The organism is Pseudomonas sp. JV245A (assembly GCF_032424515.1).
GTDB classification, from domain to species: Bacteria; Pseudomonadota; Gammaproteobacteria; order Pseudomonadales; family Pseudomonadaceae; genus Aquipseudomonas; species Aquipseudomonas protegens.
On sequence record NZ_VYKE01000027.1, the window covers coordinates 1 to 24,609 of the forward strand.

At 63.5% G+C, this 24,609-nt stretch carries 25 protein-coding genes, 1 tRNA gene and 1 pseudogene; 12 read left to right on the plus strand and 15 right to left on the minus strand.

What is annotated here, in order from left to right:
• Positions 1 to 140, minus strand: a pseudogene (locus F6S12_RS10640) (SAM-dependent methyltransferase); the annotation flags it as partial.
• A gap of 272 nt (positions 141 to 412) precedes the next feature.
• Between F6S12_RS10640 and F6S12_RS10645 the strand changes: the two are divergent.
• The gene (locus F6S12_RS10645; RefSeq protein WP_015634504.1) at positions 413 to 841 is read left to right on the plus strand and encodes an SMI1/KNR4 family protein; all 429 of its coding nucleotides are present in this window, start codon (positions 413 to 415) and stop codon (positions 839 to 841) included.
• Positions 842 to 947: 106 nt separating this feature from the next.
• Here the strand turns inward: F6S12_RS10645 and F6S12_RS10650 are convergent.
• The 5 genes from F6S12_RS10650 to F6S12_RS10670 form a co-directional block, all read right to left on the minus strand.
• Positions 948 to 1,021 (minus strand) — tRNA-Gly (locus tag F6S12_RS10650).
• A gap of 155 nt (positions 1,022 to 1,176) precedes the next feature.
• A complete protein-coding gene (locus F6S12_RS10655) occupies positions 1,177 to 2,061 on the minus strand; it encodes an alpha/beta fold hydrolase (RefSeq protein WP_015634505.1) in 885 nt (294 codons plus the stop codon).
• A 325-nt stretch (positions 2,062 to 2,386) separates the two neighbouring features.
• Positions 2,387 to 3,079, minus strand: coding sequence for a pseudouridine synthase (locus F6S12_RS10660; RefSeq protein WP_011059770.1), 693 nt, complete (start codon positions 3,077 to 3,079; stop codon positions 2,387 to 2,389).
• A gap of 29 nt (positions 3,080 to 3,108) precedes the next feature.
• Positions 3,109 to 3,327 carry a cysteine-rich CWC family protein gene (locus F6S12_RS10665; RefSeq protein WP_011059771.1) on the minus strand — a complete coding sequence of 73 codons (219 nt, stop codon included), beginning with the start codon at positions 3,325 to 3,327 and terminating at the stop codon, positions 3,109 to 3,111.
• Positions 3,320 to 4,807: a sensor domain-containing diguanylate cyclase gene (locus tag F6S12_RS10670; protein ID WP_011059772.1), complete on the minus strand. Its 1,488-nt coding sequence runs from the start codon at positions 4,805 to 4,807 to the stop codon at positions 3,320 to 3,322. Before F6S12_RS10670 ends, F6S12_RS10665 begins: the two co-directional genes overlap by 8 nt.
• A 312-nt stretch (positions 4,808 to 5,119) precedes the next feature.
• Here F6S12_RS10670 and F6S12_RS10675 point away from each other — a divergent pair, with 312 nt between their 5' ends.
• Entirely contained in the window at positions 5,120 to 5,356 is a 237-nt protein-coding gene (locus F6S12_RS10675; RefSeq protein WP_015634507.1) for a hypothetical protein, read from the plus strand.
• Positions 5,357 to 5,630: 274 nt separating this feature from the next.
• Positions 5,631 to 6,026: a hypothetical protein gene (locus tag F6S12_RS10680; protein ID WP_065364737.1), complete on the plus strand. Its 396-nt coding sequence runs from the start codon at positions 5,631 to 5,633 to the stop codon at positions 6,024 to 6,026.
• A 115-nt stretch (positions 6,027 to 6,141) separates the two neighbouring features.
• On the opposite strand, the gene F6S12_RS10685 is transcribed toward F6S12_RS10680, so the two are convergent.
• The gene (locus F6S12_RS10685) at positions 6,142 to 7,254 is read right to left on the minus strand and encodes an enoyl-CoA hydratase/isomerase family protein (protein ID WP_041116463.1); all 1,113 of its coding nucleotides are present in this window, start codon (positions 7,252 to 7,254) and stop codon (positions 6,142 to 6,144) included.
• 132 nt (positions 7,255 to 7,386) lie between these two features.
• Here F6S12_RS10685 and ung point away from each other — a divergent pair, with 132 nt between their 5' ends.
• Positions 7,387 to 8,079 (plus strand): uracil-DNA glycosylase, encoded by a 693-nt coding sequence (ung, locus tag F6S12_RS10690; protein ID WP_011059775.1) that lies wholly within the window; start codon positions 7,387 to 7,389, stop codon positions 8,077 to 8,079.
• 154 nt (positions 8,080 to 8,233) lie between these two features.
• On the opposite strand, the gene F6S12_RS10695 is transcribed toward ung, so the two are convergent.
• The 5 genes from F6S12_RS10695 to F6S12_RS10715 all read right to left on the minus strand — a co-directional run bounded on the left by F6S12_RS10695 (position 8,234) and on the right by F6S12_RS10715 (position 13,649).
• On the minus strand, positions 8,234 to 9,265 hold the full coding sequence (locus F6S12_RS10695) for an AbrB family transcriptional regulator (RefSeq protein ID WP_053149547.1): 1,032 nt from the start codon (positions 9,263 to 9,265) through the stop codon (positions 8,234 to 8,236).
• Positions 9,258 to 10,772, minus strand: a complete 1,515-nt coding sequence (locus F6S12_RS10700; protein WP_011059777.1) for a tripartite tricarboxylate transporter permease — start codon at positions 10,770 to 10,772, stop codon at positions 9,258 to 9,260. The genes F6S12_RS10695 and F6S12_RS10700 overlap by 8 nt, the downstream gene beginning before the upstream one ends.
• 1 nt (position 10,773) lies before the next feature.
• Positions 10,774 to 11,232 carry a tripartite tricarboxylate transporter TctB family protein gene (locus tag F6S12_RS10705; protein ID WP_011059778.1) on the minus strand — a complete coding sequence of 153 codons (459 nt, stop codon included), beginning with the start codon at positions 11,230 to 11,232 and terminating at the stop codon, positions 10,774 to 10,776.
• Between the two features lie 58 nt (positions 11,233 to 11,290).
• On the minus strand, positions 11,291 to 12,277 hold the full coding sequence (locus tag F6S12_RS10710; RefSeq protein ID WP_011059779.1) for a Bug family tripartite tricarboxylate transporter substrate binding protein: 987 nt from the start codon (positions 12,275 to 12,277) through the stop codon (positions 11,291 to 11,293).
• Between the two features lie 79 nt (positions 12,278 to 12,356).
• Positions 12,357 to 13,649, minus strand: a complete 1,293-nt coding sequence (locus F6S12_RS10715) for an OprD family porin (protein WP_015634513.1) — start codon at positions 13,647 to 13,649, stop codon at positions 12,357 to 12,359.
• 236 nt (positions 13,650 to 13,885) lie between these two features.
• Here F6S12_RS10715 and F6S12_RS10720 point away from each other — a divergent pair, with 236 nt between their 5' ends.
• Both F6S12_RS10720 and F6S12_RS10725 read left to right on the plus strand, forming a co-directional pair.
• The gene (locus F6S12_RS10720; protein ID WP_011059781.1) at positions 13,886 to 14,557 is read left to right on the plus strand and encodes a response regulator; all 672 of its coding nucleotides are present in this window, start codon (positions 13,886 to 13,888) and stop codon (positions 14,555 to 14,557) included.
• Positions 14,550 to 15,935: a sensor histidine kinase gene (locus F6S12_RS10725; RefSeq protein ID WP_315868893.1), complete on the plus strand. Its 1,386-nt coding sequence runs from the start codon at positions 14,550 to 14,552 to the stop codon at positions 15,933 to 15,935. Before F6S12_RS10720 ends, F6S12_RS10725 begins: the two co-directional genes overlap by 8 nt.
• 7 nt (positions 15,936 to 15,942) lie before the next feature.
• Here F6S12_RS10725 and F6S12_RS10730 read toward each other — a convergent pair whose 3' ends face one another.
• Positions 15,943 to 16,764 (minus strand): HDOD domain-containing protein, encoded by an 822-nt coding sequence (locus F6S12_RS10730; RefSeq protein WP_015634515.1) that lies wholly within the window; start codon positions 16,762 to 16,764, stop codon positions 15,943 to 15,945.
• 37 nt (positions 16,765 to 16,801) lie between these two features.
• Positions 16,802 to 17,743, minus strand: a complete 942-nt coding sequence (locus F6S12_RS10735) for a YgfZ/GcvT domain-containing protein (protein ID WP_125062243.1) — start codon at positions 17,741 to 17,743, stop codon at positions 16,802 to 16,804.
• A gap of 149 nt (positions 17,744 to 17,892) precedes the next feature.
• Between F6S12_RS10735 and F6S12_RS10740 the strand changes: the two genes are divergently transcribed.
• Both F6S12_RS10740 and F6S12_RS10745 read left to right on the plus strand, forming a co-directional pair.
• Positions 17,893 to 18,147 carry a succinate dehydrogenase assembly factor 2 gene (locus tag F6S12_RS10740; protein WP_011059785.1) on the plus strand — a complete coding sequence of 85 codons (255 nt, stop codon included), beginning with the start codon at positions 17,893 to 17,895 and terminating at the stop codon, positions 18,145 to 18,147.
• The gene (locus tag F6S12_RS10745) at positions 18,131 to 18,583 is read left to right on the plus strand and encodes a protein YgfX (RefSeq protein WP_015634517.1); all 453 of its coding nucleotides are present in this window, start codon (positions 18,131 to 18,133) and stop codon (positions 18,581 to 18,583) included. Before F6S12_RS10740 ends, F6S12_RS10745 begins: the two co-directional genes overlap by 17 nt.
• On the opposite strand, the gene nadB is transcribed toward F6S12_RS10745, so the two are convergent.
• On the minus strand, positions 18,552 to 20,168 hold the full coding sequence (nadB, locus tag F6S12_RS10750; protein WP_161466757.1) for an L-aspartate oxidase: 1,617 nt from the start codon (positions 20,166 to 20,168) through the stop codon (positions 18,552 to 18,554). The two genes, F6S12_RS10745 and nadB, sit on opposite strands and share 32 nt — an antisense overlap.
• Before the next feature lie 558 nt (positions 20,169 to 20,726).
• Here nadB and rpoE point away from each other — a divergent pair.
• The 4 genes from rpoE to F6S12_RS10770 all read left to right on the plus strand — a co-directional run bounded on the left by rpoE (position 20,727) and on the right by F6S12_RS10770 (position 24,547).
• On the plus strand, positions 20,727 to 21,308 hold the full coding sequence (rpoE, locus tag F6S12_RS10755; RefSeq protein ID WP_007930230.1) for an RNA polymerase sigma factor RpoE: 582 nt from the start codon (positions 20,727 to 20,729) through the stop codon (positions 21,306 to 21,308).
• A 31-nt stretch (positions 21,309 to 21,339) separates the two neighbouring features.
• Positions 21,340 to 21,927 carry a sigma-E factor negative regulatory protein gene (locus F6S12_RS10760; protein ID WP_315868894.1) on the plus strand — a complete coding sequence of 196 codons (588 nt, stop codon included), beginning with the start codon at positions 21,340 to 21,342 and terminating at the stop codon, positions 21,925 to 21,927.
• Between the two features lie 8 nt (positions 21,928 to 21,935).
• Entirely contained in the window at positions 21,936 to 22,892 is a 957-nt protein-coding gene (locus tag F6S12_RS10765) for a MucB/RseB C-terminal domain-containing protein (RefSeq protein WP_041116484.1), read from the plus strand.
• Between the two features lie 224 nt (positions 22,893 to 23,116).
• Positions 23,117 to 24,547, plus strand: a complete 1,431-nt coding sequence (locus tag F6S12_RS10770; protein WP_011059790.1) for a DegQ family serine endoprotease — start codon at positions 23,117 to 23,119, stop codon at positions 24,545 to 24,547.
• The last annotated feature ends 62 nt before the right edge of the window (positions 24,548 to 24,609 follow it).

The following is a 24,609-nucleotide window of genomic DNA, read 5'->3' on the forward strand; positions in this document are numbered from 1 at the left end:
AGCACCCGCAGGCCGTTCATCGGTGGCAGCAGGGCTTGCAGGGCCGGCCATTCCGGCGCGGCGTCGAGGCCGCCGAGGGAGCGGCCCATCTGGCTGTAGGCCTGGAAAAAAATCGGGTCGTCGTAGATGTTCTGAGTCATGTCGGGAGGCTCTATCAGGTTCGTGTGCAGCCCTGGTGGGCAGGGAATGTCATGCAGTTGAAACAGCTGAGGGGCTTCTCCCTCGCAGGGCGCGACGCAGGTATCGTCGATGGCCGGGCAGGCGGTGCAGCAAAACAGGTCGGATATCTTAGCCAGTTTTGCGGGCCGGGCCATCGCCGGATGCTTTGCACGCCAGGATCTTCATCGGCACAATCGCCGGCCGGGAACACCGAGTGTCCCCGGCCCCGAATTCGTACCCCAAGAGAGGCATCATGGGCAAAGCGAGAGTGACAGGCACGACGATCGAGGCGATCCGCGCGGCAGAGATGGCATTGGGGCGTACATTGCCCTGCTCGTTCGCGCGCTGGTTGCTGGAGCACAACGGCAAGGCACTGGGGGCGCTGGAGGTGTTTCCGGTCTTCGATGCCCGGGATCCGCGCAAGACCTGGGAGTCGATAGTCCGCCATTTCGAAGGCGGCTGGCGGGCCTGGCAGGACAACGTCTGCGCTGACCCGGCGGGTTTCTCCAACCTGCTGCCGTTCGCCCAGTTCGGCACGGGCGACTACTACTGCTTCGATTACGCCGTACTGGGGGAGGCCGGTGAGCCGGTGGTGGTGCTCTGGTCCCATGAGACTGGCGCCACGTCCGTGGTTGCCGATGGCTATGCAGCTTTTCTGGCCAGCACCGATCGGCCCGGGTAGGCACAAGGCTTGGGCTTGAATGGTCAGGTCTGGAGGGAGAGATCGTTGCGGTTCAACGACTGGGAAACTGCTTGGAGCTTCTGCGTGGGCACGCAGATTGGGGAAGTGGAGCGGGTGAAGGGAATCGAACCCTCGTTATCAGCTTGGGAAGCTGGAGTAATGCCATTATACGACACCCGCTCGAACGGCTGACTTTGTACCAGATGTGGCCGTGGATTTGAAGTTTTTCTTTAGCTGACTTGCGCTTGCGCGCCGCTGACCTTCATCGCAAGCCCGCCCCATACCGTGAAAACCGGGGTTGTCACGGTGTGCAGGCGGCCTGCGAGGAGGGCTTTTCAGAGGGCTCGTACATGCTGCTCCTGGACATGCGGGGCACGCGAACGGTTGTCGTACTGGCCCGGTTTGAGGAACCCCATCAGGGCCTGGCGGGTGTCGCGGCAGGCGGCCTTGTGCTCCATGTCGAGAAAGTGCCCGGTGGCCTGGATGGTACTGAAGCTCGACTGCTGCACATGGTTGGCGAACAGCCGGGCATCGTTGGCCGAGGTGTATTCGTCCCATTCGCCGTTGATGAACAGCACCGGGACCTGGATGTTGCGTGCGGCCCTGAGGTAGCACTGGCGATCACCATGGAGCACATGGCTGATGTGGAAGTGCATCTGCCCGTACTCATGTTCCGCCAGGCTGCTGACGTGGCGATAATTGAAACGCTTGAACAGCGACGGCAGGTGCTTGCCGATGGTGTTGTTGACCAGGTCGCCGACGCGATGGCCATCGCGGCTGCCGAGGTAGTCGACACCGCGTTCCAGGTAGTCGCGCATCGGCTCGTTGATCACCGGCGAGAACGAGCTGATCACCGCCTTCTCGATGCGTCGCGGGCGCTGGGAGAGCGCTTGCAGGGCGGCGGCGCCGCCCCAGGAAAACGACAGCACATGTTCGGCGGCGAAGTGCTCGATCAACTCCAGCAGGATCTGCCCCTCTACTTCCTTGGTGAGCATCCGTTCGTGCCTGTTGTGGGCCTTGGAGCGACCCGCGTAGGGCTGGTCGTAGAGCACCACATTGAACTGCGGGTGGAGGTTCTTCACGGTCTGGGCAAAGGACGCAGTGGTGGCCAGTGAGCCGTTGACCAGAATGATGGTCTTGTCTGCGGCATCTGCGCGATAGAACTCCGTGTAAACCCGATACTGACCCTGTATATCCAGCACAGCGATTTCTGGCCTCATGTCATAAGACTCCTGGCAAGCGGGTATGCGCGCAACGTGAGTGTGCACGGGCAATGTGACAGGTAGGCATACGCCTGGAATCGGAGCCCATGTCGATCCGGTAAGGCAGGTCGACGGGTGTTGTTATAGGCGGGCGATTTGCCGGGGGGAAGGCAGAGCAGGCAGGGCTCAGGCCGGCAAAGGGTTTCTTAGATGTGTGATTGTGACTCATCGGTCACAATTCGGCCGACGGACAGATTCAAGCAGGGCAACCGGGAACCTGCAAGGTCATTGGGCAAATTGTTCGACAGCTTCTGCCCGGCGGTCGTGTGGCGCGGCGCAACGCTCAGATCAGGCGTATTTCGGCGTCGCTCAGAGCACGGTATTCACCGGGGGCCAGGCGTTCGTCCAGCAGCAGCGGGCCCATGCGTTCGCGGTGCAGGCGCAGCACCTTGTTGTTGAAGTGGCCGAACATGCGCTTGACCTGGTGATAGCGCCCTTCGACGATGCTCAGCCGGGCGCTGCGGGGGCCGAGGATCTGCAGTTGAGCGGGCAGGGTGGTCAGGTCCTCGAAGGCGAAGTACAGGCCATGGGCGAAAGTCTCGACGTACTCGGGGCCGATCTCCTGCTCGGTTTCCACGTAATAGAGCTTGGGCAGTTTGGTCTGGGGCTGGGTCAGGCGCCGCGACCAGTTGCCATCGTTGGTGATCAGCATCAGCCCGGTGGTGTTGTAGTCCAGGCGCCCGGCGATATGCAGATCCTGCGGGTCCGGCTCATGGATCAGTTCGAGCACGGTCTTGTGCTCGGGGTCGCGGGTGGCGCTGACGCAGCCCATGGGCTTGTGCAGCATGAAGTAGCGCGCCGGCTTGCCGGCCTGCAGCACTTCGTCGTCCAGCTCCACCCGGCTGAACTCGCGGACCTCGGCCTTGGGGTCGCTGACCGGCTGCCCATCGATGCGAATGCGTCGTTGCACCAGCAGCACGCGCACTTGCTGGCGGTTGAAACGGGGCAGGTTGCTGAGAAAACGGTCAATGCGCATGGTGATCGGTGGCTATCGGCTGGAGGGGCTCAGGGACGGGGCAGGGTGGCGGCGCGCAGCTGCGCGTCGACCCCGGCACAGCGCGGGCACAGGCAGGCCTGGTTGCGCAGCTCCGGCGCCAGGGCTTCGATGATCGCCGGGTCGATGTCCACGCTGTAGCACCAGCAGGCCTGGCCGGCGCGGCGCGGGTCAGCCAGGGTGCAGTCGTTGCGGGCACCGCAGGCGGGGCAGAGTTCAGGTTCATTCATGGCTGGAGTGAGGCATTTCCACGCAGGTTCGATTGCGTCCGGTGTGCTTGGCACGGTACATCGCGTGGTCGGCACGGGACAGCAGGCTGTGCAGGGTGTCCTGGGCTTGCAGGCTGGTCAAGCCGATGCTGACGGTCAGTTGCAGCGGTTGCCCTTCATAGTGATAGCGCTGCTGTTCGGTGAGCAGGCGGATCTTCTCGGCGATGCCCAGGGCCACGCTGCTGTCGGTGTCCTTGAGCAGGACGATGAATTCTTCGCCGCCCCAGCGGCAGACGATGTCGGACTGGCGCAGGCAGCCCTGCAGGTCCCGGGCGAAGCCACTGAGCACCTGGTCCCCGGCCAGGTGGCCGTAGGTGTCGTTGAGGCGCTTGAAGTGGTCCAGGTCCAGCAGCACGGCGCACAGCGGCGTCAGGTCGCGCCAGGCCTCTTGCAGGGCCTGGGCCGCCAGCAGGTCGAACCCGCGGCGGTTGGGCAGACGGGTAAGGCTGTCGAGGGTGGCCTGGGCTTCGATCTTGCGCTGATAGCGGCGCACCACGGCGCTGAGCAGGACCAGCACGATGGCGGTGATCACCAGGCAGATCAGCAGGTTCAGGTACAGCGACTGGCGGATGCTGTTGAGGGCGCCGTCTTCGCGTTTGTCGACGAACAGGTACCAGTTCAGCTCGGGAATGAAGCGCACATTGAGAAAGTGCCCCTGGCCCTGGGAATTGTATTCATAGCTGCCGCTGTGGGGCTTGGGCAATTGGCTCAGCAGCTCCTTGAGGCTGCCCAGTTCATGCAGCGACTGGCCGCTGCGGGCGCCCTGGGGGCCACCGTCTGCACCGGTGAGGACGATGCGGCCGAAGGCGTCGACGAAGTACACGCTGCGCTGGTAACGCTGCTGGTACTTGTCGATCAGCTTGATCACCGCATCCACGGTCAGGCCGACCCCGGCGGCGCCGATGAAGCGGTCCTGGTAGTCGTAGACCTTGTAGTTGATGAAGAAGGTCAGCTTGTCCTGGTTGGCCAGGTCCGGGTCGACGTTGATCTCGTAGGGCGTGCTCATGTCGCGTACGCGAAAGTACCAGGCGTCCCGGGGCTCATCGGCCTTGACCTTCTTCAGCACGCCCTTGGCCTGGTAGTAGGTGAGGCTGGTGTTGGAGACGAAGAACGCGGTGTAGGCGTCGTAGTGGGTCATGACCTCGTTGAGGTAGCGGGTCATCTGGCTCGGGTCGCGCTCGCCGGCCACCACCCAGTCGCGCATGAAGGTATCGCGGGCCATCATCGAGGAGATCAGCACCGGCCGCACCAGGTCCTTCTGGATTTCCGAGTACACGGTATCGGAGGTCAGGGGCAGTTCGGTATTGACGATGCTGTCGCGGATCGAATCCCGCGAGGCGTAGTAGCTGAGCAGCGAGGTGGCGAGAAAACCGCTGCCCAGCAGGGCGATCAGGACCAGAACCAGCGAGCGCTGGGAATACAGGGGAGAGCGGCGCGGCATGGTGATTCCGTGATAGTGGCCCGATGACGCATTCTAGTGGCACGGCGCGCAAATAACTCGTTCATCACGCGCCTGAATTGTCTCGACTTCGATACGTTTGCCAGGCGCTGGAAGGCCCGCGGGGGGCTCGTTGCAACTGGAGCCTGCAAGGCCGCCGAGCAGGCCCCGCCACTGGTCGGTGAAGCCATCGGGGCACTGCTGCGCGGCGCACCACAAAGGCTTTTTGCGGTCCTATGCAATGCCAGTCATGCCGTTTCGATTGGCGTCGTCCAGCGTCGCTGGTACGGCTTGCACGCGGTCCGGGAGGCCGCCATGTTCCGTCGAATCTTGCTCGGTGTTGTGCTTGGTTTGAGTCTGTCCGCCTGTGTGCCCTATTACGTCGAGCCGGGCTACTACCGTACTGACGTGTATGCGGTTCCAGGCCCCTATTACTACGGTGGCTACCCCTACTATGGAGGCGGCTACAGGCCTCACTACTATTACCGGCCCTACTATCACGGGGGCTACGGGCCGCACTACTACGGCGGCTACCGACGCTGGCACCACTAGCCGGCACCAAGGCCCGTACAACAGGCCACCGCCTCGGATGACAAGAGGCCAAGGGCCGAGAGTCGTTGCCCACAGCGCTGCCTTTGCCTGAGGCAGCGCTTTTTCGTGGGCGTGGAAAACCGCGGGAAAGGACGTCAGCAGCACTTGTTTCAAAGTGTTGCGCAAATCGCACCACAAGCGCTTTTCGCGGTCAGATATTGCGTCAGTCAGCCTGTTGCTGATTGCCGCCTGCCAGCGTCGCTGGCGAGGCTTCTTCGCGGTCCAGGAGGCCGCCATGTATCGTCGACTTCTACTGATTGCCTTACTGGGTTCGAGCCTTGCTGCGTGTGCCCCTTATTACGGTGGAGGCTCCGGCTACTACAGCTCGGAGGTCTACAGCGCTCCCGCGCCGGCCTATTACTACGGTGGCGGGTCTTCCTACTATTCCACGGGGCGCAGTTACTACCCACCGCGCTACTACCAGCCGGCGCCGCGCTATTACCAACCGGCCCCGCGTTACTACCAGCCACCGCGCGCGGTATACCGGCCTTATCCGAACCAGGGTTGGGGTGGGCATGGCCGGCCGAACAACTGGAGCAACCAGGACTGGGGCGGCCACGGCGGGCGTGACAATGGCGGGCGCGGCGATCACGGGCGCGGCGACCATGGCCACGGTGGCCGCGGTCATTGAGCCGGTACTGGGCTGAACCCTGTAGCTGCTGCCGCAGGCTGCGACAAGGTCCGCAGGACCTTCGGCGAGTCCACTGTCGCCGGGTCCTTTCGGGCAGTGCGCAGCCTGTGACGATCTAGTAATCCGTCAGGTCCGCCAGGGGATGGCGACCTTCCCAGGCCTTGTGGAAATGCGCCTCCACCACGGCCTCGGGCACGCTGTTGATATCCGCCCAGTGCCAGTGCGGCTGATGATCCTTGTCGATCAGCCGCGCGCGCACGCCTTCGGCAAATTCCGGATGCCGGCAGCAGTTCAGGCTCAGGGTGTACTCCATCTGGAACACCTCGGCCAGGGACAGGTAGCGGGCGCGGCGGATCTGTTCCCACACCAGGTGTGCAGTCAGCGGGCAGCCTTCGACTAGGGTCTTGGCCGCACGGCTGTAGAGGGCATCGCTGTGGTTGTGCAACTGGCTGATCGCCCGCCAGGCACAGGCCACGTCACTGACATCCAGCCAGCTGTCGATCTGTTGCCGGCGCGGCAGCCACTGAGCGTCGGGCATCTGCTCCAGGGCTTCCTGTTGCAGGGCCTTGAGCAGGCTGTTGAGCTGCCTTGGGGTCTGTTCCTGCCAGTTCAGTTGCAGCAGGCCCTCGATCAGCGCTTCCTGTTGCTCATCGAGCAGGAAACGGTCGGCAAGGTTCAGGTCCAGAGCGTCGCGGCCGTTCATATGGGCGCCGGTAAGGCCCAGGAATAGCCCGAGCTTGCCGGGCATGCGCGACAGGAACCAACTGGCGCCCACATCCGGGTACAGGCCAATGCTGATTTCCGGCATCGCCAGGCGGCTGCTGGGGGTGACGATACGAATGCCAGCACCTTGCAGCAGCCCCATGCCGCCACCGAGGACATAACCGTGGCCCCAGCAGATCAGTGGTTTGGGGTAGGTGTGCAAGCGATAGTCGAGGCGGTATTCCGCGGCGAAGAAGTGCCCGGCCAGCGGCGGCACTTCGCCGGGATGGGCCAGGCAGGCCTGGGCCAGGCTGCGCACTTCGCCGCCGGCGCAGAAAGCCTTGGCGCCGTTGCCCCGCAACAGCACGCACACTACCTGCGGGTCCTTGGCCCAGGTGTCGAGGTGTTCGCTCAACTGCTGGATCATGGGCAGGGACAGGGCGTTCAGGGATTTTTCCGCGTCCAGGGTGGCAATGGCGATGCGTGCACCATCGGTGCCGGTGAGTTCTTCGACGTGCAGGTTCATCGTGACCTCGATGGGAAATTTAAGCGGTCAGTATGATCGCTGTAAGGGAAAGTGCCGGTTCTGTGTCAGATCAATTGACAAGCGAAGTGGGCTTTCCTAGGGTGCGGCCATTGTTTTTTCACGGGCATGGCCATGACTGCTGACGATCGTATCAAACTCGAACCGAGCTGGAAGGAGGCCCTGCGTGCCGAATTCGACCAGCCCTACATGAGCGAACTGCGGGAGTTCCTGCGCCAGGAACATGCCGCCGGCAAGGAAATCTACCCGCCGGGGCCGATGATCTTCAACGCCTTGAACTCCACGCCGCTGGACAAGGTCAAGGTGGTGATCCTCGGCCAGGACCCCTACCACGGGCCGGGTCAGGCCCATGGGTTGTGCTTCTCGGTGCAGCCCGGGGTGCCCGCGCCACCGTCGCTGGTGAATATCTATAAAGAGCTCAAGCGCGACCTGAACATCGACATCCCCAACCATGGCTACCTGCAGAGCTGGGCCGAACAGGGCGTGCTGATGCTCAACACCACCATGACCGTGGAGCGGGCGAACGCCGCTTCCCATGCGGGCAAGGGCTGGCAGTTCTTCACCGACCGGATCATCGAAGTGGTCAGCGAGCATCAGCCGCACCTGGTGTTCCTGCTGTGGGGCGCCCATGCCCAGAGCAAGCAGAAGCTGATCGACGCCACCAAGCACCTGGTGCTGACCTCGGTGCACCCTTCGCCCTTGTCGGCCTATCGCGGCTTTCTTGGTTGCGGGCACTTCAGCCGCACCAACAAATACCTCGAGCAGAACGGCGAGACGCCGATCGAGTGGCGCCTGCCGCCGTTGTAACCAGTGCTCGATGGGGAGGCTGCTTGGCGGCCACCCCGCTCGCGACTTGAACCAAGGCATATCTGTAGCCGCTGCCGCAGGCTGCGAACGGCCCGTGGGGACGCAGCGGTGGTTCGGCCACTGAAGGTCCTGCGGACCTTGTCGCAGCCTGCGGCTACAGGGGGCCTTTGTTCCAGTGGCGGAACAGGGGCTCGGCGAGAAACAGCACGAACAGCAACCTCATGACCTGCATCGCCGTTACCAATGGCACCGACAGTTGCAGGACCTCGGCCGTCAGGCTCATTTCCGCAATGCCGCCGGGCATCATGCCCAGGGTCAGCGAACGCAGGTCCAGGCGGGTCAGGGCGCTCAGGCCTAGGGCTGCGAGGCCGGCGATCAGCATGGTCAGGGCGGTGCCGATCAGGGTGCGGCCCATGAACGAAGGGGCCCGGCGAAAGAACTGGCGGTTGAAGTGGCAGCCCAGGCCGCTGCCAATCAGCCACTGGCCCATCTGGCTAGCGCCGTCGGGCAGGCCGATGTGCAGGTCCCAGGCGATGCTCAGTGTCGCGCTGAGCAGCAGGGGGCCGAACAGCCAGGGGTTGGGCTGGCGCAGGCGCTGCCAGAGCCAGGCCAGCATGGCACCGGCCGGAAACAGCAGGGCCAGCCAGCGCCAGTCCACCGTAGCGGCATGCAGGGCGGGCGTGCCTTCCCCCAGCAGGTACTTGAACGCCGCCGGCACACAGAGCACCACCGTCAGTACCCGCAGGCTCTGCCCGGCCGCTACCCGGCTGAGCACCGCGCCGTTGCGCGCGCCGAGGTTGACCATCTCCCCGGAGCCGCCGGGCATGCTGGAGAAGAACGCGGTGGCCCGGTCCTCGCCGGTGCGCCGCAAGAGCCAGACCCCGACCACGCTGGACAGGCTGGTGACCAGGGCACCGAAGAAGATCAGGCCGAAATGGCTCAGCACCTGCTCCATCACCTGCGGGGTGAAGTGCAGGCCGATGCCGATGCCTACCACCCATTGCCCGCATTTGCGCCCGCCGGGGATTTCCGCCAGTTGCCAGGGCGTCAGGCAGCGCACCAGGATGATCGCCAGCAACGAGCCGACCATCCACGGCAGCGGCCAGCCGATCTGGCTGGCGAGGTAGCCGCCAGCCAGGCCCACCAGGGGCGTGCCCCACCACTGTTTCCAAGTGGATTCAGACATCGGCCACGGCACGTTGCTGGGCCGCGCGCTTGCGCCAGATACGCAGCAGCGGCATCAGCAGCATGATCACGGTCAGCACCCAGACCCCGACGGTGATCGGGCTCGACCAGAGGATCTCCATGGCGCCGTTGGAAATCGACAGCGCCCGGCGCAGGTTCTGCTCCATCAGGCCACCGAGGATGAAGCCCAGCAGCACTGGCGACAGCGGGAAGTCCAGCTTGCGCAGGATGTAGCCGAAGATGCCGATGCCCACCATCAGGAACAGGTCGAAGGTGGTGGCGTGTACCGCATAGACGCCGATCCCGGTAATGATGGCGATCACCGGCACCAGGGCCCAGTTCGGCACCGCAAGGATGCGGGTGAAGATGCGGATCATCGGAATGTTGAGGATCACCAGCATGATGTTGGCGATGAACAGCGAGGCGATCAGGCCCCAGACGATATCCGGCTGTTGCTGGAACAGCAGCGGGCCGGGGGTGATGTTGTACAGCGACAGGGCGCCGATCATCACCGCGGTGGTGCCGGAACCGGGCACGCCGAGGGTCAGCATTGGTACCAGGGCGCCACAGGCCGAGGCGCCGATGGCGGTTTCCGGTGCTGCCAGGCCGCGCTTGTCGCCCTGGCCAAAGGTGCCGCTGGCACCGGCGATGCGTTTCTCGGTCATGTAGGCCACGGCGCTGGCCAGGGTCGCGCCGGCTCCGGGCAGCACGCCCATGATGAAGCCCAGCAGGCCGCAGCGGATGTTCACCACGAACACCGAGGCCGCTTCCTTGAAGTTGAACATCATGCGCCCGGTGGCCTTCACCGCTTCCTGGCCGCGATGGGTCTTTTCCAGCAGCAGGAGAATCTCGCTGATGGAGAACAGGCCCAGCACCAGCACCACGAACTGGATACCGTCGGTGAGGTGGATGTTGTCCCCGGTGAAGCGGTACACGCCGCTGTTGGCGTCGATGCCCACGGCCGACAGGAACAGCCCGATCAGCGCGGCAATGAAGGTCTTCAACGGTCGGTCGCCGGCCATGCCGCCCAGGCAGACGATGGCGAACACCATCAGCACGAAGTACTCCGCCGGGCCGAAGGCGATCGCCCACTTGGCCAGCAGCGGGGCGAACAGCACCATGCCGCAGGTGGCGATGAAGGCACCGATGAACGAGCTCCAGGCCGACAACGACAGGGCTACGCCCGCCAGGCCCTTGCGTGCCATGGGGTAACCGTCGAGGGTGGTCATCACGGTGGAGGCTTCGCCGGGAATGTTCAGCAGGATCGAGCTGATCCGGCCGCCGTATTCGCAGCCCAGGTACACCGCTGCCAAGAGGATCAGCGCCGATTCCGGCGGCAGGCCCAGGGCGAAGGCGATGGGGATCAGCAGCGCCACGCCGTTGATCGGGCCCAGGCCCGGCAGCAGCCCGACCACGGTGCCGATCAGGGTGCCGGACAGGGCGGTGACCAGGTTGTAGGGGGTCAGTGCAACGCCGAAGCCCTGGCCCAGATAGCTGAGGGTATCCATATCAATTCTCCAGAACGTCGAGCAGGCCGAGGGGCAGGGGGACGTCCATGACCCGGTCGAACAGCCAGTAGAGGCCGACACTGAGCAGGCAGATGATCACCAGGCTGGGCAGCCAGCGGCCGCCGTACAGGCGGGCCATGGGCACGCCGATGAGAATGCTGGCGACGATGAAGCCCAAGGGCTCGAAGGCCCCGGCGAAGACCAGCAGCAAGGCCACGCAGAGGGCGATCTTGGTCAGGGTCTGCCGGTCCAGGGGCGGTTCTTCTTCGCTGTGCTTGATCGGTGCCGGGCGAAACAGCATGTACAGCAGGGCCAGGCCCATCAGCCCGAGCATCAGCAGGGGGAAGGCCCGCGGGCCCACCGGTTCGTAGGAAAAGGCCGCCTGGTAGGGCCAGGCCATCAGTGCCAGGCCGGCACAGGCCAGCAGCAACACCGCGGCGAAGAGACGTTGAACGAGCATGGCTAACTCCCGGGCCCGGCCCCCGATGCGCGAGGGCCGGGCCGTCAGAAAGGGACGGTCACTGGATCAGGCCGAACTCTTTGGCCAGGGTCTTGTAGTCGGCTACCTGCTTCTTCACGTAGGTATCCAGTTCCGGGCCGGTCATGGCGAAGGGGAACAGCTCGCGCTGGTCGCGCAGCTTGGCGAACTCTTCGGAGGCCAGCAGCTTGTCGAAGGCCTCTTTCCACCAGGCGTACTCCGCATCGCTGACCTTAGGCCCGAGGTAGAAGCCGCGTACCACCGGCCAGACGATGTCGTAGCCCTGCTCCTTGGCGGTGGGGATGTCTTTCATTTCCGGCTCGTCCAGGCGCTGCTCGGAGAACACCGCCAGCAGGCGCATGTCGCCGGCCAGGATATGCGGCATGGAGTCGGAGATGTCGGTACTGCCGACCTGGATATGCCCGCCCAGCAGGGCAGTGGCGATCTCGCCGCCGCCTTCCAGGGCGACATAGCGCAGGTCCCGCGGGTTGATCCCGGCGGCCTTGGCGATCAGCGCGGTCTGCATCCAGTCCTGGCTGCCGACGGTGCCACCGGAGCCGATCACCACTTTGCTCGGGTCTTTCTTCAGGGCCTGGACCAGATCGTCGAGGTTCTTGTAGGGCGAATCGCTTTTCACCGCGATGGCGCCGTAGCTGGTGCCCACCGCCGCCAGCCAGCGCACCGCGCTTTCATCGAAGCGGCCGAACTTGCCCTGGGCCAGGTTCAGCAGCGAACCACTGGACCAGGCCACCAGGGTCCCAGCATCGGCCGGACGCTGGGCCACCACCGCGTTGTAGGCCACGGCCCCGACACCGCCGGGCATGTAGGTCACGCGCATCGGCTTGGAGAGGAGTTTCTCGTTGACCAGGGCGCTTTGCGCCAGTTTGCAGGTCAGGTCGAAACCGCCGCCAGGGGAGGCCGGGGCGATGCATTCCGGGCGCTTGGGCTCGGCGGAGGCTGCCAGCAACTGGCCGGCGAACAGCATGCAGCCGGCGGCGAGGGCGAGTTTGCGCAGTGAAAGGTCCATGAGCGTCTCCACAGGAGTTGTTGTAGGTATGTCCGGGTCATCCCCGACCCGTTTTTCGTAGGAGCGTGATAGGGGGGGCTTACCACAGCGCTACGCTGTAGCTCACCAGCAGGCGTACTTCATCCGCATCGCGTGCCGAATAGTTGGAACGGTAGGTGGCGTTGCGCAGGCGCACGGCGACGTCCTTGAAGGTGCCGCTTTGCACTACGTATTTGACCTCGGTGTTACGTTCCCACTCTTTGCCGGTGTCGCCGTTCTTCAGGGCAATGTTGTCGCCGCTGAGGTAGCGGGTCATGAAGCTCAGGCCGGGCACTCCCAGCTTGGCGAAGTCGAAGTCGTAACGGGCTTGCCAGGAGCGCTCCTCGGCCCCGGCGAAGTCGTTGATCTGCACGAAGTTCACCAGGTATGGGTCGCTGCCATCGACGTAGGGGAAAGCGCTGTCGCCGGACATGTGCTGGTAGCCGGCGCTGAGTTTATGCCCGTTGAGGGCGTAGCTCACCAGGCCGTTGAGGGATTTGTTGTCGATCTTGCCGCCCCGGGCCTGGCCCTGGTCGTCGCTGATGGCCAGGCGCAGGTCGGTGCCGAAGGTGCCCGGGCCCATGGGCTGGGAGGCTACCAGGCCGAGAAAGTGCTGGTTGTAGACATCGTCCAGTTGGGCGAAGTGGTAGCTGCCGGTGATCTTGTCGGTGAACTTGTAGTCCAGGCCGCCGAAATTGAAGTGCTTGCCGGCCACGGTGCCGGCGAAGCGGCTGTTCTTGTTGTTGAGGCGGATATCCTCGTAGTTGCTGTCATCGCGGTCCTTGGCCTTGTCCAGGCGACCACCGGTGAAGGTCAGGTTCTTGATCTCCCTGGAGGTCAGCAAGCCGCCCTCGAAGGTCTGCGGCAGGATGCGCCCGTCGTTGGGCTTGAGGATCGGCAGTTCCGGAATCAGGCTGCCGATTTTCAGTTCGGTGGCGGAAATCTTCACCTTGCCGGTCAGGCCGAGCTTGGAGTACTCGTTGGCCGCGCGCCCGTCATCGTGGGTCGGCAGCAGGCCGGTGCCGGTGCGGTCGGGGCTGGAGTCGAGCTTGACCCCGAGCATGCCCAGGGCGTCCAGGCCGAAGCCCACGGTACCTTCGGTGTAGCCCGACTGCAGGTTGAGCATGAACCCCTGGGCCCATTCGTCGCGCTTGGACTGCTGGGCGCTGGTGCCGTCGCGAAAGTCGCGGTTGAAATACATGTTGCGGGTTTCGAAGGTGGCGCTGCTGTCTTCGATAAAGGCGGCCTGGCTCAAGGGCGCGAAACCGGCAAGGGTGGCGGCGCTGGCAAGAGCAGTCGGGGTCAGACGGGAAAAACGCGCGGGCTGGACAGCCTGAGGGTGCGTGGATGGCATCCTGGAGTACTCCGTTATTGTTCTTATTTTGACGAAAACGCTTCGAGGCGTTTTGCGGGTCAGCGGCCTTCACGGCCAGGGCAGTCGAGACTGTCCGTGGCGGGACTCTAAAGGGCCAACCTTTCGCTAACCTTTCAGTGCACTTTCGTGGCTTTCGGGCTTCACAGCGGCGGTTGCGGCGGTACACTCCGCGCCAAAGAGCGGCGTCGATCCCCCCTGAAACGAGGTAAACAGCCATGCGAGTCCTGCTCGTGGAAGACCATCTGCAACTGGCCGAAAGTATCGCCCAGGCGCTCAAGAGCACCGGCCTGACCGTGGATGTGCTGCACGATGGGGTGGCGGCCGACCTGGCCCTGGGCAGCGAGGAATACGCCGTGGCGATCCTTGATGTCGGCCTGCCGCGCATGGATGGTTTCGAAGTGCTGGCGCGCCTGCGGGCCCGCGGCAAGAACCTGCCGGTGCTGATGCTGACCGCCCGCAGCGACGTCAAGGACCGGGTCCACGGCCTGAACCTGGGGGCCGACGATTACCTAGCCAAGCCCTTCGAGCTGACCGAGCTGGAGGCCCGGGTCAAGGCCCTGTTGCGCCGCAGCGTGCTGGGGGGCGAGCGCCAGCAGCGTTGCGGAGTGCTGGCCTATGACCTGGACACCCGGCGTTTCACCCTGGGCGAGGAGTTGCTGACCCTGACTTCCCGCGAACAGGCGGTGCTCGAAGCCTTGATCGCCCGCCCTGGCCGGGTCATGAGCAAGGAGCAACTGGCCTCCCAGGTGTTCGGCCTGGACGAAGAGGCCAGCCCCGACGCCATCGAGATCTACGTGCACCGTCTGCGCAAGAAGCTCGACGGCCATGCGGTCGCCATCGTCACCTTCCGCGGCCTGGGCTACCTGCTGGAAAGCCGCGATGCATAAGCCCAGCAGCCTGCGCTGGCGCTTGCTGTGGAACCTCGCACTGCTGCTGGTGGTGCTGATGCTGGCCAGCGGCCTGAGCGCCTACTGGAACGGCCGTGAGGCTGCCGATACCGCCTATGACCGGACCTTGCTGGCTTCGGCGCGAACCATCGCCGCCGGCTTGTCTCAGCGCGATGGCAGTCTGAGTGCCAACGTGCCCTATGTGGCCCTGGACACCTTTGCCTACGACAGCGCCGGGCGCATCTACTACCAGGTCAACGACATCCATCAGACACTGATTTCCGGTTATGAGAACCTGCCCGGGCCGCCGCCCGGCACGCCGCGAACCGATGATTACCCGGCCCTGGCGCGCTTCTACGACGCCCGCTACCAGGGCCAGAACGTACGGGTGGTGAGCCTGCTCAAGGCGGTCAGCGAGCCGAACATGAACGGCATGGCGGAAATCCGCGTGGCGGAGACCGAAGAGGCGCGGGTGGCCATGGCCCGCAGCCTGATGGCTGATACCCTGCTGCGCCTGGGCATGCTGGCCATCGGCGCCCTGGTGCTGGTGTGGTTTGCGGTGAGTGCGGCCTTGCGCCCCCTGGAACGCCTGCGCGGGGCGGTGGAAGAGCGCCAGCCGGACGACCTGCGGCCGCTGCCCCTGGTCTCGGTGCAGCGCGAACTGTGGCCGCTGGTACGCGCCTTGAACCATTTCACCGAGCGCCTGCGCGGGCAGTTCGAGCGCCAGGCGCAGTTCATCGCCGAGGCCGCCCATGAGTTGCGCACCCCGCTGGCTGCGCTCAAGGCCCGCCTGGAACTGGGCTTGCGCGCGAGTGAGCCGGATACCTGGCGCGCCACTCTGGAAAGTGCGGCCCAGGGCACCGACCGCCTGACCCACCTGGCCAATCAGTTGCTGTCCCTGGCCCGGGTGGAAAACGGCGCCCGGGCGATCGCCGAGGGCGGGGCGCAGTTGCTCGATCTCAGCCAGCTGGCCCGGGAACTGGGCATGGCCATGGCGCCTCTGGCCCACGCCCGGGGCGTGGCCCTGGCCCTGGAGGCCGACGAACCGGTGTGGCTCAGGGGCGAACCGACCCTGCTCAATGAACTGCTCAGCAACCTGGTGGACAACGCCCTGGCCCATACTCCGCCGGGTGGCAATGTGGTGCTGCGGGTGTCACCGCCCGGGGTGCTGGAGGTGGAGGACGATGGGCCGGGCATTCCCCTGGAAGACCGTGACCGGGTCTTCGAGCGCTTCTACCGGCGCAATCAGCAGGGTGCGGGTTCGGGCCTGGGGCTGGCGATCGTCGGTGAGATCTGTCGCGCGCACCTGGCACAGATCAGCCTGCACGATGGCGAGCCGTCGGGGTTGAAGGTGCGGGTGAGCTTTACAGCCGGCTAGGGGATGCTCAATAGAGCATGGAGCGGGATTCTTCCAGGTCCAGGCACATGGCCTTGTTGTCCGGGTCTATCCCCAGCTTCTTGAAGGCCGGCACGCTGAAGGCGTCGATCCGCGACAGCGGGTGCTCGGTGTCCTTGTGGCAGTACAGGGTCGCCACCTGGACCAGGTCGACGTAGTCGATCCGGCTCGACTGGCGGCTGAAGTCCAGGTATTGCCCGGGGATCTGCACCAGTTGCTCGGGGAACTCCCAGACCCGCAGCAGCTTGTCTCCCAGCAACGGGTGGATGCGCTCGATCACGTGATTGAGGCTGACCGGGTCGGAGAGCAGTTCGTAGTGGTCTTCGGCGTAGGTAAGAATCGGCAGCACGCCAATCTGGTGCACCAGGCCGCCCAGGGCCGCCTGGTCCGGCTTGAGCTGGCTGTAGCTGCGGCACAGCGCATAACTGACCCCGGCCACCTCCAGGCTGCGGCGCCAGACATCGCGCATTTTCTGTTCCACCACTTCGGAGCGGGCGTTGAAGATCTGCTCCATCACCAGGCCGATGGCCAGGTTGCTGCTGTAGTTGACCCCCAGGCGGGTGATTGCCGTGTGCAGGTCGGTGACTTCCTGTGCCGCCCTTAGCAAGGGGCTGTTGACCACCTTGATCAGCCGCGCCGACAGCGCGGTATCGCGGCCTATCACCTTGCTCAGGGTACTGACGCTGATTTCCGGGTCTTCGGCGGCCTGGCGAATCTGCAGGGCCACCTCCGGCAGGGTTGGCAGAACCAGGTCATCGTTGCCGATGGCCTCCAGCAAATCCTGTTGGACCTTTTGCGCCAGCTCAGTCATGTAAGTTCTCTAGGGTGTTGCAAGAAAAGGCAGGCAATCAGCGCTGGATCTCGCGGTCGCGATCCAGCTGGTACGGCAGGTCCAGCAGTTGCAGGGTTGGCCCTTCGAGTGTTTCCAGGTGCAGTTCGCCCCCTTCCACCGCTTCGGCCTGCAACACGGCCAGCAGTTCCACGCCCTGCTGCGCCCGGGCGGCCAGGACCACTTCGCCAATGGCGCTGTTGTGGCTGGGAGCGAACAGCGCAGTGCCTGGAACGGGGAGGGCGTCTCCAGGCAGGGCAAGGCGGTACAGGCGACGCTTGAGCTTGCCCAGGTACTGCATGCGGGCGACGATTTCCTGGCCGGTGTAGCAGCCTTTCTTGAAGCTGACGCCGCCAACGGCCTGCAGGTTGAGCATCTGTGGAATGAACAGTTCACGGGTCTCGGGCATGACTTGGCCGAGGCCCGCGCGGACTTGCCCCAGCAGCCACTGGTTCAGCTCGCCCTCGGGCAGTTGCGCGGCCAGTTGCTGGCGCAGGCTGGCGGCGCGCTCGGCCGGCACCCAGAGTTCGGCGCGCTGGCTGGATACGCGCAAGGCGATCAGGCCATCGGCGCGGGCCACGGAGCCGTCTTCCTCGGGCAGCTCAAGGCCCAGACCGCTCAGGGCGACCTGGGCATCGGCCAGGCCGAAACGCGCCCAACTGGCGCTTTCGTCGGCAAGCTTGGCCTTGGAGAACACCGCGTACTTCTTCAGGTCCGCCAGTTGCGGCTCGATCAGCTCGCGGGCCATGGCCAGTAGGCAGCCGTCGCCTTCCAGAAGGATGCGGAAGCTCGATTGCATGCGGCCTTTCTGATTGCAGCGGGCGCCGAGGCTGGACTGGCTGTCACTGAGGTAATTGAGGTTGCAGGTCAACTGACCCTGAAGGAATTTGCTGGCGTCAGGCCCGCGGACAGCAAGCACGCCTTCGTGGGAGAGGGAGCAGAAAAAAGCGGAGTCAGCCATGGTTCATCGCAGGGTAAAAAGTCTGGAGCACATCATAAGGGGGCGCCCCTGAAATGGATAGTTCACAAAGGATGGGTGGCCACCGACCAAAGCCGACTGTTCTCGTCTCCCCCGGGCTGTATACTTGCGCTCTATTTGAGGAGCGCTCCATGGTTGAAGATGTTGAACTGAATCGCCTCTACTGGCACAGCCGCCGCGGCATGCTTGAGCTGGACGTATTGCTGGTGCCGTTCGTCAGGGAGGTGTACCCGCATCTCAATGAGACCGACCGCGAGTGCTATCGCAAGCTGCTGGAGTGCGAGGATCAGGACATGTTTGGCTGGTTCATGGAGCGCAGCGAGTCCGAGGACCCCGAGCTGCAGCGCATGGTCCGCATGATTCTGGACCGTGTCCAACCCAAGTAGGTTGTTCGAATGCCGCTGGCGTGCCTCACGGCAACTGCTGGCGGCCTACCTGCTGGCCCAGGCGTTCGCCCTGGGCGCGTTTTTCCTGCTGGATCTTCCGTCTGTCGCCAGGCTCGTGGGGCTAGGGTTGTGCCTGCTGCACGCCGGCTGGGTGTTGCCGCGGCAGATTCTCTTGAGCCATCCACGGGCCTTCACCGGGTTGCGTCATTCGCCCGAAGGCTGGCAGCTGTGGAGTCGATCCGAGGGGTGGCAGGCCGTGCAGTTGCGCCCCGACAGCCTGGCGCTGCCATTGATCGTGGTGCTGCGTTTTCGGCTGCGTGGGGAGCGCTGGGTGCGCTCACTCTGTGTACCGCGGGACGCGCAGGCCGCCGACCAGCATCGGCGCCTGCGGCTGCGGCTCAAGTTCAGCCGGCGTAGGTGGGCGGCACCAGAATAGTGTCCCGGGCCTCGGGCAGCATCTGCGGGTAGTCCAGGGTGTAGTGCAGGCCGCGGCTCTCCTTGCGCTCCATGGCCGAGAGAATCATCAGCTCGGCCACCTGGGCCAGGTTGCGCAGCTCGATCAGGTCACGGCTGACCTTGTAGTTGCTGTAAAACTCGTCGATCTCGTCCAGCAGCAGGCGCACCCGGTGCTGGGCCCGCTGCAGGCGCTTGTTGGTGCGCACTATGCCTACGTAGTCCCACATGAACCGCCGCAACTCGTCCCAGTTGTGCGCAATGATCACGTCTTCATCGGAATCGGTGACCTGGCTGGCATCCCAGGCGGGCAGGGCGATGGGGATCGACACCTGGGGCAGTTGCCGAAGGATGTCGGCCGCCGCCGAACGGGCGTAGACGAAGCACTCCAGCAACGAGTTGCTGGCCATCCGGTTGGCGCCGTGCAGGCCGGTGAAGCTGGTTTCGCCAATGGCGTACAGGCCCGGCACGTCGGTGCGGCCCTGTTGGTCCACCATCACCCCGCCGCAGGTGTAGTGCGCGGCCGGCACCACCGGGATCGGCTGCCGGGTGATATCGATGGAAAACTCCAGGCAACGCTCGTAAACGGTGGGGAAGTGGCTCTTGATGAAGGCTTCCGGCTTGTGGCTGATGTCCAGGTAGACGCAGTCGATGCCCAGGCGCTTCATTTCATGGTCGATGGCCCGGGCCACGATGTCCCGTGGTGCCAGCTCGGCCCGAGGGTCGAAGCGCGGCATGAAGCGTTCGCCGTTGGGCAGCTTGAGGTGGGCGCCTTCGCCACGCAGGGCTTCGGTAATCAGGAAGCTCTTGGCCAATGGGTGATACAGGCAGGTGGGGTGGAACTGGTTGAATTCCAGGTTGGCCACCCGGCAGCCCGAGCGCCAGGCCATGGCGATACCGTCGCCGCAGGCACTGTCGGGGTTGCTGGTATAGAGGTAGACCTTGGCTGCGCCGCCGGAGGCGAGGATCACGAAGCGTGCGCCGAAGGTGTCGACCTGGCCGGTGCTGCGGTTGAGCACGTAGGCTCCCAGGCAGCGGTCGCCTTCCAGCCCCAGGCGTTTTTCGGTGATCAGGTCGACGGCGACCCGTTGTTCCAGCAATTCGATATTGGGGTGTTGCCGAGCCTGGGCCAGCAGGGTCTTGAAGATGGCCGCACCGGTGGCGTCCGCCGCGTGGATGATCCGCCGGTGGCTGTGGCCGCCCTCGCGGGTCAGGTGGAATTCGAAGCCGCTGTCGTCGCTGCCGGAGTCTTCGTCGCGGGTAAAGGGCACGCCCTGGTCGATCAGCCACTGGATGGCCTCGCGGCTGTGTTCAACGGTAAAGCGCACCGCATCCTCGTGGCACAGGCCGCCGCCGGCATTGAGGGTGTCATCGACGTGGGATTCTACGGTGTCGGTATCATCCAGCACGGCCGCGACGCCGCCCTGGGCCCTGAATGTCGAGCCGTTGGCGAGGTCGCCTTTGCTCAAGACGGCAATACGCAGGTGGCTGGGCAGGGTCAGGGCCAGGCTCAAGCCGGCGGCACCGCTGCCAATCACCAGAACATCGTGTTGAAACTGTTGGCTCATTTGAAGGATTCCGCTCAAAGCGACCCGGGAAGGGGTTGGCGCAAGACGCCTGAATCGGCAAGTCAAAGCAGCCACACAGCCCACTAGTATATAGAGGGGGGGATCGGCACAATAGTCGCGCCTTCATGGCATTGTGCGACTTCACCGAGCAAAAGCGTTGCTCTCGGTCAGTCCGATATTCGGAGCATTCCAGCCTCTGGAGCGGCTGATCGAAGACATAGGGCGGTTTTTCTTGCCACCGTTACACAATCTTCGTCTGGCGCAGCTATAAAGATTGGGAACTTTTGCCAAGGCCCCAAACTCAATAGAAGGTTGCCTGAAAGAAGGGACAGCGTCGGTTATATCCAAGGTTTACAGTGTGTCCCTTGTGACAGAATTCGACGACAGGATTATTCGCGCAGCCGGCCTCGCCCGTGCTGCGTTTTTCGTGCGTGCCGGATCAGAGCCCGCAGGAAACTTGCTTGGAGGGGGAGAACTTTTGCGAAAAGCCCGAGTCTATGTTTGCAAGCCTGATCGTTTAGTGATGCAAGCCTCCTCCGAGCTTATCGAGGAGTGTTCATGCTAACCCAGGAAGAGGATCAGCAGCTGGTCGAACGCGTTCAGCGTGGCGACAAGCGAGCGTTCGATCTGCTCGTGCTGAAGTACCAGCACAAAATTCTCGGGTTGATCGTGCGTTTCGTGCACGACACCCATGAAGCCCAGGATGTTGCACAAGAAGCTTTTATCAAGGCTTACCGTGCGCTAGGTAATTTTCGGGGTGACAGCGCGTTTTACACGTGGCTGTACCGTATCGCCATCAACACGGCGAAAAACTATCTGGTTTCACGCGGCCGCAGGCCGCCGGATAGCGATGTAAGTTCTGAGGATGCGGAGTTCTATGACGGCGATCATGGCCTGAAGGATCTCGAATCGCCGGAGCGTGCGTTGCTGCGGGATGAGATCGAGGGCACCGTCCATCGAACCATCCAGCAACTGCCTGAAGATTTGCGTACGGCCTTAACTTTACGTGAATTCGATGGTCTGAGTTACGAGGACATTGCCAGCGTCATGCAGTGTCCGGTGGGTACCGTGCGCTCCCGGATTTTCCGCGCTCGGGAAGCCATCGATAAAGCCCTGCAGCCGTTGTTGCAGGAAACCTGAGACAGCGGCGACAGCCAAGAGAGGAACCGCCATGAGTCGTGAAGCCCTGCAGGAATCGCTGTCCGCGGTGATGGATAACGAAGCGGACGAACTGGAATTGCGTCGGGTATTGAATGCCGTCGACGAAGTGGAAACCCGTGAGACCTGGGCCCGTTATCAAATCGCCCGGGCAGCCATGCACAAGGAGTTGCTGCTTCCGCGTCTGGACATCGCCGCTGCCGTTTCTGCAGCTCTGGCTGATGAGGCCGTGCCGGCCAAAGCCTCCCGCGGACCTTGGCGCAGCCTGGGCCGTCTGGCAGTAGCTGCCTCGGTGACCATGGCCGTGCTGGCGGGTGTTCGCCTGTACAACCAGGACGAGATCGCAGGTGTCGAGTTGGCACAGCAAACCGGCCAGCCCACCGTGGCGACTCCACAAGTCAAAGGGCCGGCAGTACTGGCCGGCTACAATGAAAGCTCGGAAGCTACTGGCCCCATGGCCAATGGCGTACTGCAAGGGCAGCCAGGCTGGCACGATCAGCGTCTGCCAAGCTACTTGCGCCAGCATGCCCAGCAAGCTGCACTCAAAGGCACTGAAAGCGCTCTGCCTTACGCCCGTGCGGCGAGCCTGGAAAACCGCTAAGGAGGATCATGCGCGCCATACCTCTACTAACGCTTCTGCTCAGTGGCTGGTTTGTGGTTCCAGCCCATGCCGACGAAGCCCAGGACTGGTTGCAGCGTCTTGGGCAAGCGGAACAGCAGCAAAGCTTTCAGGGCACTTTCGTTTACGAGCGCAACGGTAGTTTTTCTACCCATAACATCTGGCATCGTGTCCAGGATGGAAAGGTCCGTGAGCGGTTGATCCAGCTCGATGGGTCCGCTCAAGAGGTGGTGCGTGTCGATGGTCGTACCCAGTGCGTCAGTGGCGAGTTGGTGGCAGGGCTCGGGGATTCCCCGGACGGTGCTGCCCGAGCCCTGGACCCGCAAAAACTCAAGAATTGGTACAACCTTGCTGTCATCGGCAAGTCGCGCGTGGCCGGTCGCCAGGCGGTGATCGTCTCGGTCACGCCCAAGGACCAGCATCGCTATGGTTTCGAGCTGCACCTGGATCGTGAGACCGGGCTGCCGCTCAAGTCCCTGTTGCTCAACGACAAGGGGCAGTTGCTGGAGCGCTTCCAGTTCACTCGCCTGGATACTGCGGATGTGCCTGACGACGTCGAGTTGCGTCCCAGCGCTGGCTGCAAGCCGGTGTCTCTGGACAGCGACAAGGCCTCGGCGGTCAAGACTGTGCAAACCTGGCATTCCGACTGGCTGCCTCCGGGCTTCGAATTGACCAGCAGCAGTGCCCGCAAGGATCCGGAAACCAAATCCATGGTCAACAGCCTGCTGTATGACGATGGTCTTGCGCGCTTTTCGGTGTTTCTCGAGCCGCTCAACGGCGCGACGGTCACCGATACCCGCACTCAGCTCGGACCTACGGTGGCTGTATCACGCCGCCTGACTACCCCCGATGGCGAGATGATGGTCACGGTGGTCGGGGAGATCCCCATTGGTACTGCTGAACGTATTGCGCTGTCGATGCGTTCCGATGCCACTGCCAAGCAATGAGCCTTTGTTGGTTGTGTAAGAGGTCAGTGATGCCCGCTCCACAATTGAGAAGATGAAATGTTTGGTCAGCAATTTCATTTGCAAAATTCCCAGAGTTTTTCTATAGGTCAGAACCCCCTCGGTTCTGACCTTATTTGTCGTTCCTGGAACAAAGATGCCGCCCCTGCAGTTTCGGTATTTGCTGTTCCATATCGCTTAACCACGCTCGTCGTAACGGGAGCCGTATGTCGATACCACGCTTGAAGTCCTACTTCACCATTCTTGCCACCGTGCTGGTGCTTGGGCAGGCCGTTTCTGCTCAGGCGGCCGAGCTGCCTGATTTCACCCAACTGGTCGAGCAGGCCTCGCCTGCGGTGGTGAACATCAGTACCACGCAGAAACTGCCGGACCGCCGGGTTTCCAATTCGGCTCAGATGCCCGATCTCGAAGGCCTGCCGCCAATGCTGCGCGAGTTCTTCGAACGGGGCATGCCCCAGCCACGCTCTCCGCGCGGGGATCGTCAGCGCGAAGCGCAGTCGCTGGGTTCCGGGTTCATCATCTCCGCGGACGGTTACATCCTCACCAACAACCACGTGATCGCCGATGCGGACGAAATTCTTGTGCGTCTGGCCGATCGCAGTGAGCTGAAAGCCAAGCTGATCGGTACCGACCCACGCTCCGATGTAGCACTGCTGAAAATCGATGGCAAAGACCTGCCGGTGCTGAAACTGGGTAAATCCCAGGACCTCAAGGCCGGCCAGTGGGTGGTGGCCATCGGCTCGCCGTTCGGCTTCGACCATACCGTGACTCAGGGTATTGTCAGTGCCATCGGTCGCAGCCTGCCGAACGAAAACTACGTGCCGTTCATCCAGACCGACGTGCCGATCAACCCGGGCAACTCCGGTGGCCCGCTGTTCAACCTGGCCGGTGAAGTGGTGGGGATCAACTCGCAGATCTATACCCGCTCCGGTGGTTTCATGGGCGTGTCTTTCGCCATCCCGATCGATGTGGCGATGGACGTTTCCAACCAGCTGAAAACCGGTGGCAAAGTCAGCCGTGGCTGGCTTGGCGTGGTAATCCAGGAGGTCAACAAGGACCTGGCTGAATCCTTCGGCCTGGAGAAACCGGCCGGCGCGCTGGTTGCACAGATCCAGGATGATGGCCCGGCGGCCAAGGGCGGCCTGCAAGTGGGTGACGTGATCCTCAGCCTCAATGGCCAGCCCATCGTCATGTCGGCCGACCTGCCGCACCTGGTAGGCGCGCTGAAGGCCGGGGCCAAGGCCAACCTGGAAGTGATCCGCGACGGCAAGCGCAAGAATGTCGAACTGACCGTCGGCGCTATTCCTGAAGAAGACAAAGACCTGAGCATGCTGCCCAAGTCGGGTGTCGAGCGCAGCAGCAACCGTCTGGGTGTAGCGGTGGTCGAGCTCAACGATGAGCAGAAGAAAGCCTTCGACCTCAAGGGCGGGGTAGTCATCAAGGAAGTCCAGGACGGTCCTGCGGCGCTGATCGGCTTGCAGCCGGGCGACGTGATCACTCACCTGAACAATCAGGCGATCACTTCGGCGAAGGAGTTCACTGAAATCGCCAAGGCATTGCCGAAGAACCGCTCGGTGTCCATGCGGGTACTGCGTCAGGGGCGAGCCAGCTTCATCACCTTCAAGCTGGCCGAGTAATTCGCCAGCCCCTGAGGTTGCCCAATAAAAAGCCCGCCTCGTAAGAGGCGGGCTTTTTTGTG

What these genes read in the sequence shown, in the direction of transcription:
- F6S12_RS10645 (WP_015634504.1), top strand. Translation starts at nt 413, where the DNA reads ATGGGCAAAGCGAGAGTGACAGGCACGACGATCGAGGCGATCCGCGCG.
- F6S12_RS10655 (WP_015634505.1), bottom strand. Translation starts at nt 2,061, where the DNA reads ATGAGGCCAGAAATCGCTGTGCTGGATATACAGGGTCAGTATCGGGTT.
- F6S12_RS10660 (WP_011059770.1), bottom strand. Translation starts at nt 3,079, where the DNA reads ATGCGCATTGACCGTTTTCTCAGCAACCTGCCCCGTTTCAACCGCCAG.
- F6S12_RS10665 (WP_011059771.1), bottom strand. Translation starts at nt 3,327, where the DNA reads ATGAATGAACCTGAACTCTGCCCCGCCTGCGGTGCCCGCAACGACTGC.
- F6S12_RS10670 (WP_011059772.1), bottom strand. Translation starts at nt 4,807, where the DNA reads ATGCCGCGCCGCTCTCCCCTGTATTCCCAGCGCTCGCTGGTTCTGGTC.
- F6S12_RS10675 (WP_015634507.1), top strand. Translation starts at nt 5,120, where the DNA reads ATGTTCCGTCGAATCTTGCTCGGTGTTGTGCTTGGTTTGAGTCTGTCC.
- F6S12_RS10680 (WP_065364737.1), top strand. Translation starts at nt 5,631, where the DNA reads ATGTATCGTCGACTTCTACTGATTGCCTTACTGGGTTCGAGCCTTGCT.
- F6S12_RS10685 (WP_041116463.1), bottom strand. Translation starts at nt 7,254, where the DNA reads ATGAACCTGCACGTCGAAGAACTCACCGGCACCGATGGTGCACGCATC.
- ung (WP_011059775.1), top strand. Translation starts at nt 7,387, where the DNA reads ATGACTGCTGACGATCGTATCAAACTCGAACCGAGCTGGAAGGAGGCC.
- F6S12_RS10695 (WP_053149547.1), bottom strand. Translation starts at nt 9,265, where the DNA reads ATGTCTGAATCCACTTGGAAACAGTGGTGGGGCACGCCCCTGGTGGGC.
- F6S12_RS10700 (WP_011059777.1), bottom strand. Translation starts at nt 10,772, where the DNA reads ATGGATACCCTCAGCTATCTGGGCCAGGGCTTCGGCGTTGCACTGACC.
- F6S12_RS10705 (WP_011059778.1), bottom strand. Translation starts at nt 11,232, where the DNA reads ATGCTCGTTCAACGTCTCTTCGCCGCGGTGTTGCTGCTGGCCTGTGCC.
- F6S12_RS10710 (WP_011059779.1), bottom strand. Translation starts at nt 12,277, where the DNA reads ATGGACCTTTCACTGCGCAAACTCGCCCTCGCCGCCGGCTGCATGCTG.
- F6S12_RS10715 (WP_015634513.1), bottom strand. Translation starts at nt 13,649, where the DNA reads ATGCCATCCACGCACCCTCAGGCTGTCCAGCCCGCGCGTTTTTCCCGT.
- F6S12_RS10720 (WP_011059781.1), top strand. Translation starts at nt 13,886, where the DNA reads ATGCGAGTCCTGCTCGTGGAAGACCATCTGCAACTGGCCGAAAGTATC.
- F6S12_RS10725 (WP_315868893.1), top strand. Translation starts at nt 14,550, where the DNA reads ATGCATAAGCCCAGCAGCCTGCGCTGGCGCTTGCTGTGGAACCTCGCA.
- F6S12_RS10730 (WP_015634515.1), bottom strand. Translation starts at nt 16,764, where the DNA reads ATGACTGAGCTGGCGCAAAAGGTCCAACAGGATTTGCTGGAGGCCATC.
- F6S12_RS10735 (WP_125062243.1), bottom strand. Translation starts at nt 17,743, where the DNA reads ATGGCTGACTCCGCTTTTTTCTGCTCCCTCTCCCACGAAGGCGTGCTT.
- F6S12_RS10740 (WP_011059785.1), top strand. Translation starts at nt 17,893, where the DNA reads ATGGTTGAAGATGTTGAACTGAATCGCCTCTACTGGCACAGCCGCCGC.
- nadB (WP_161466757.1), bottom strand. Translation starts at nt 20,168, where the DNA reads ATGAGCCAACAGTTTCAACACGATGTTCTGGTGATTGGCAGCGGTGCC.
- rpoE (WP_007930230.1), top strand. Translation starts at nt 20,727, where the DNA reads ATGCTAACCCAGGAAGAGGATCAGCAGCTGGTCGAACGCGTTCAGCGT.
- F6S12_RS10760 (WP_315868894.1), top strand. Translation starts at nt 21,340, where the DNA reads ATGAGTCGTGAAGCCCTGCAGGAATCGCTGTCCGCGGTGATGGATAAC.
- F6S12_RS10765 (WP_041116484.1), top strand. Translation starts at nt 21,936, where the DNA reads ATGCGCGCCATACCTCTACTAACGCTTCTGCTCAGTGGCTGGTTTGTG.
- F6S12_RS10770 (WP_011059790.1), top strand. Translation starts at nt 23,117, where the DNA reads ATGTCGATACCACGCTTGAAGTCCTACTTCACCATTCTTGCCACCGTG.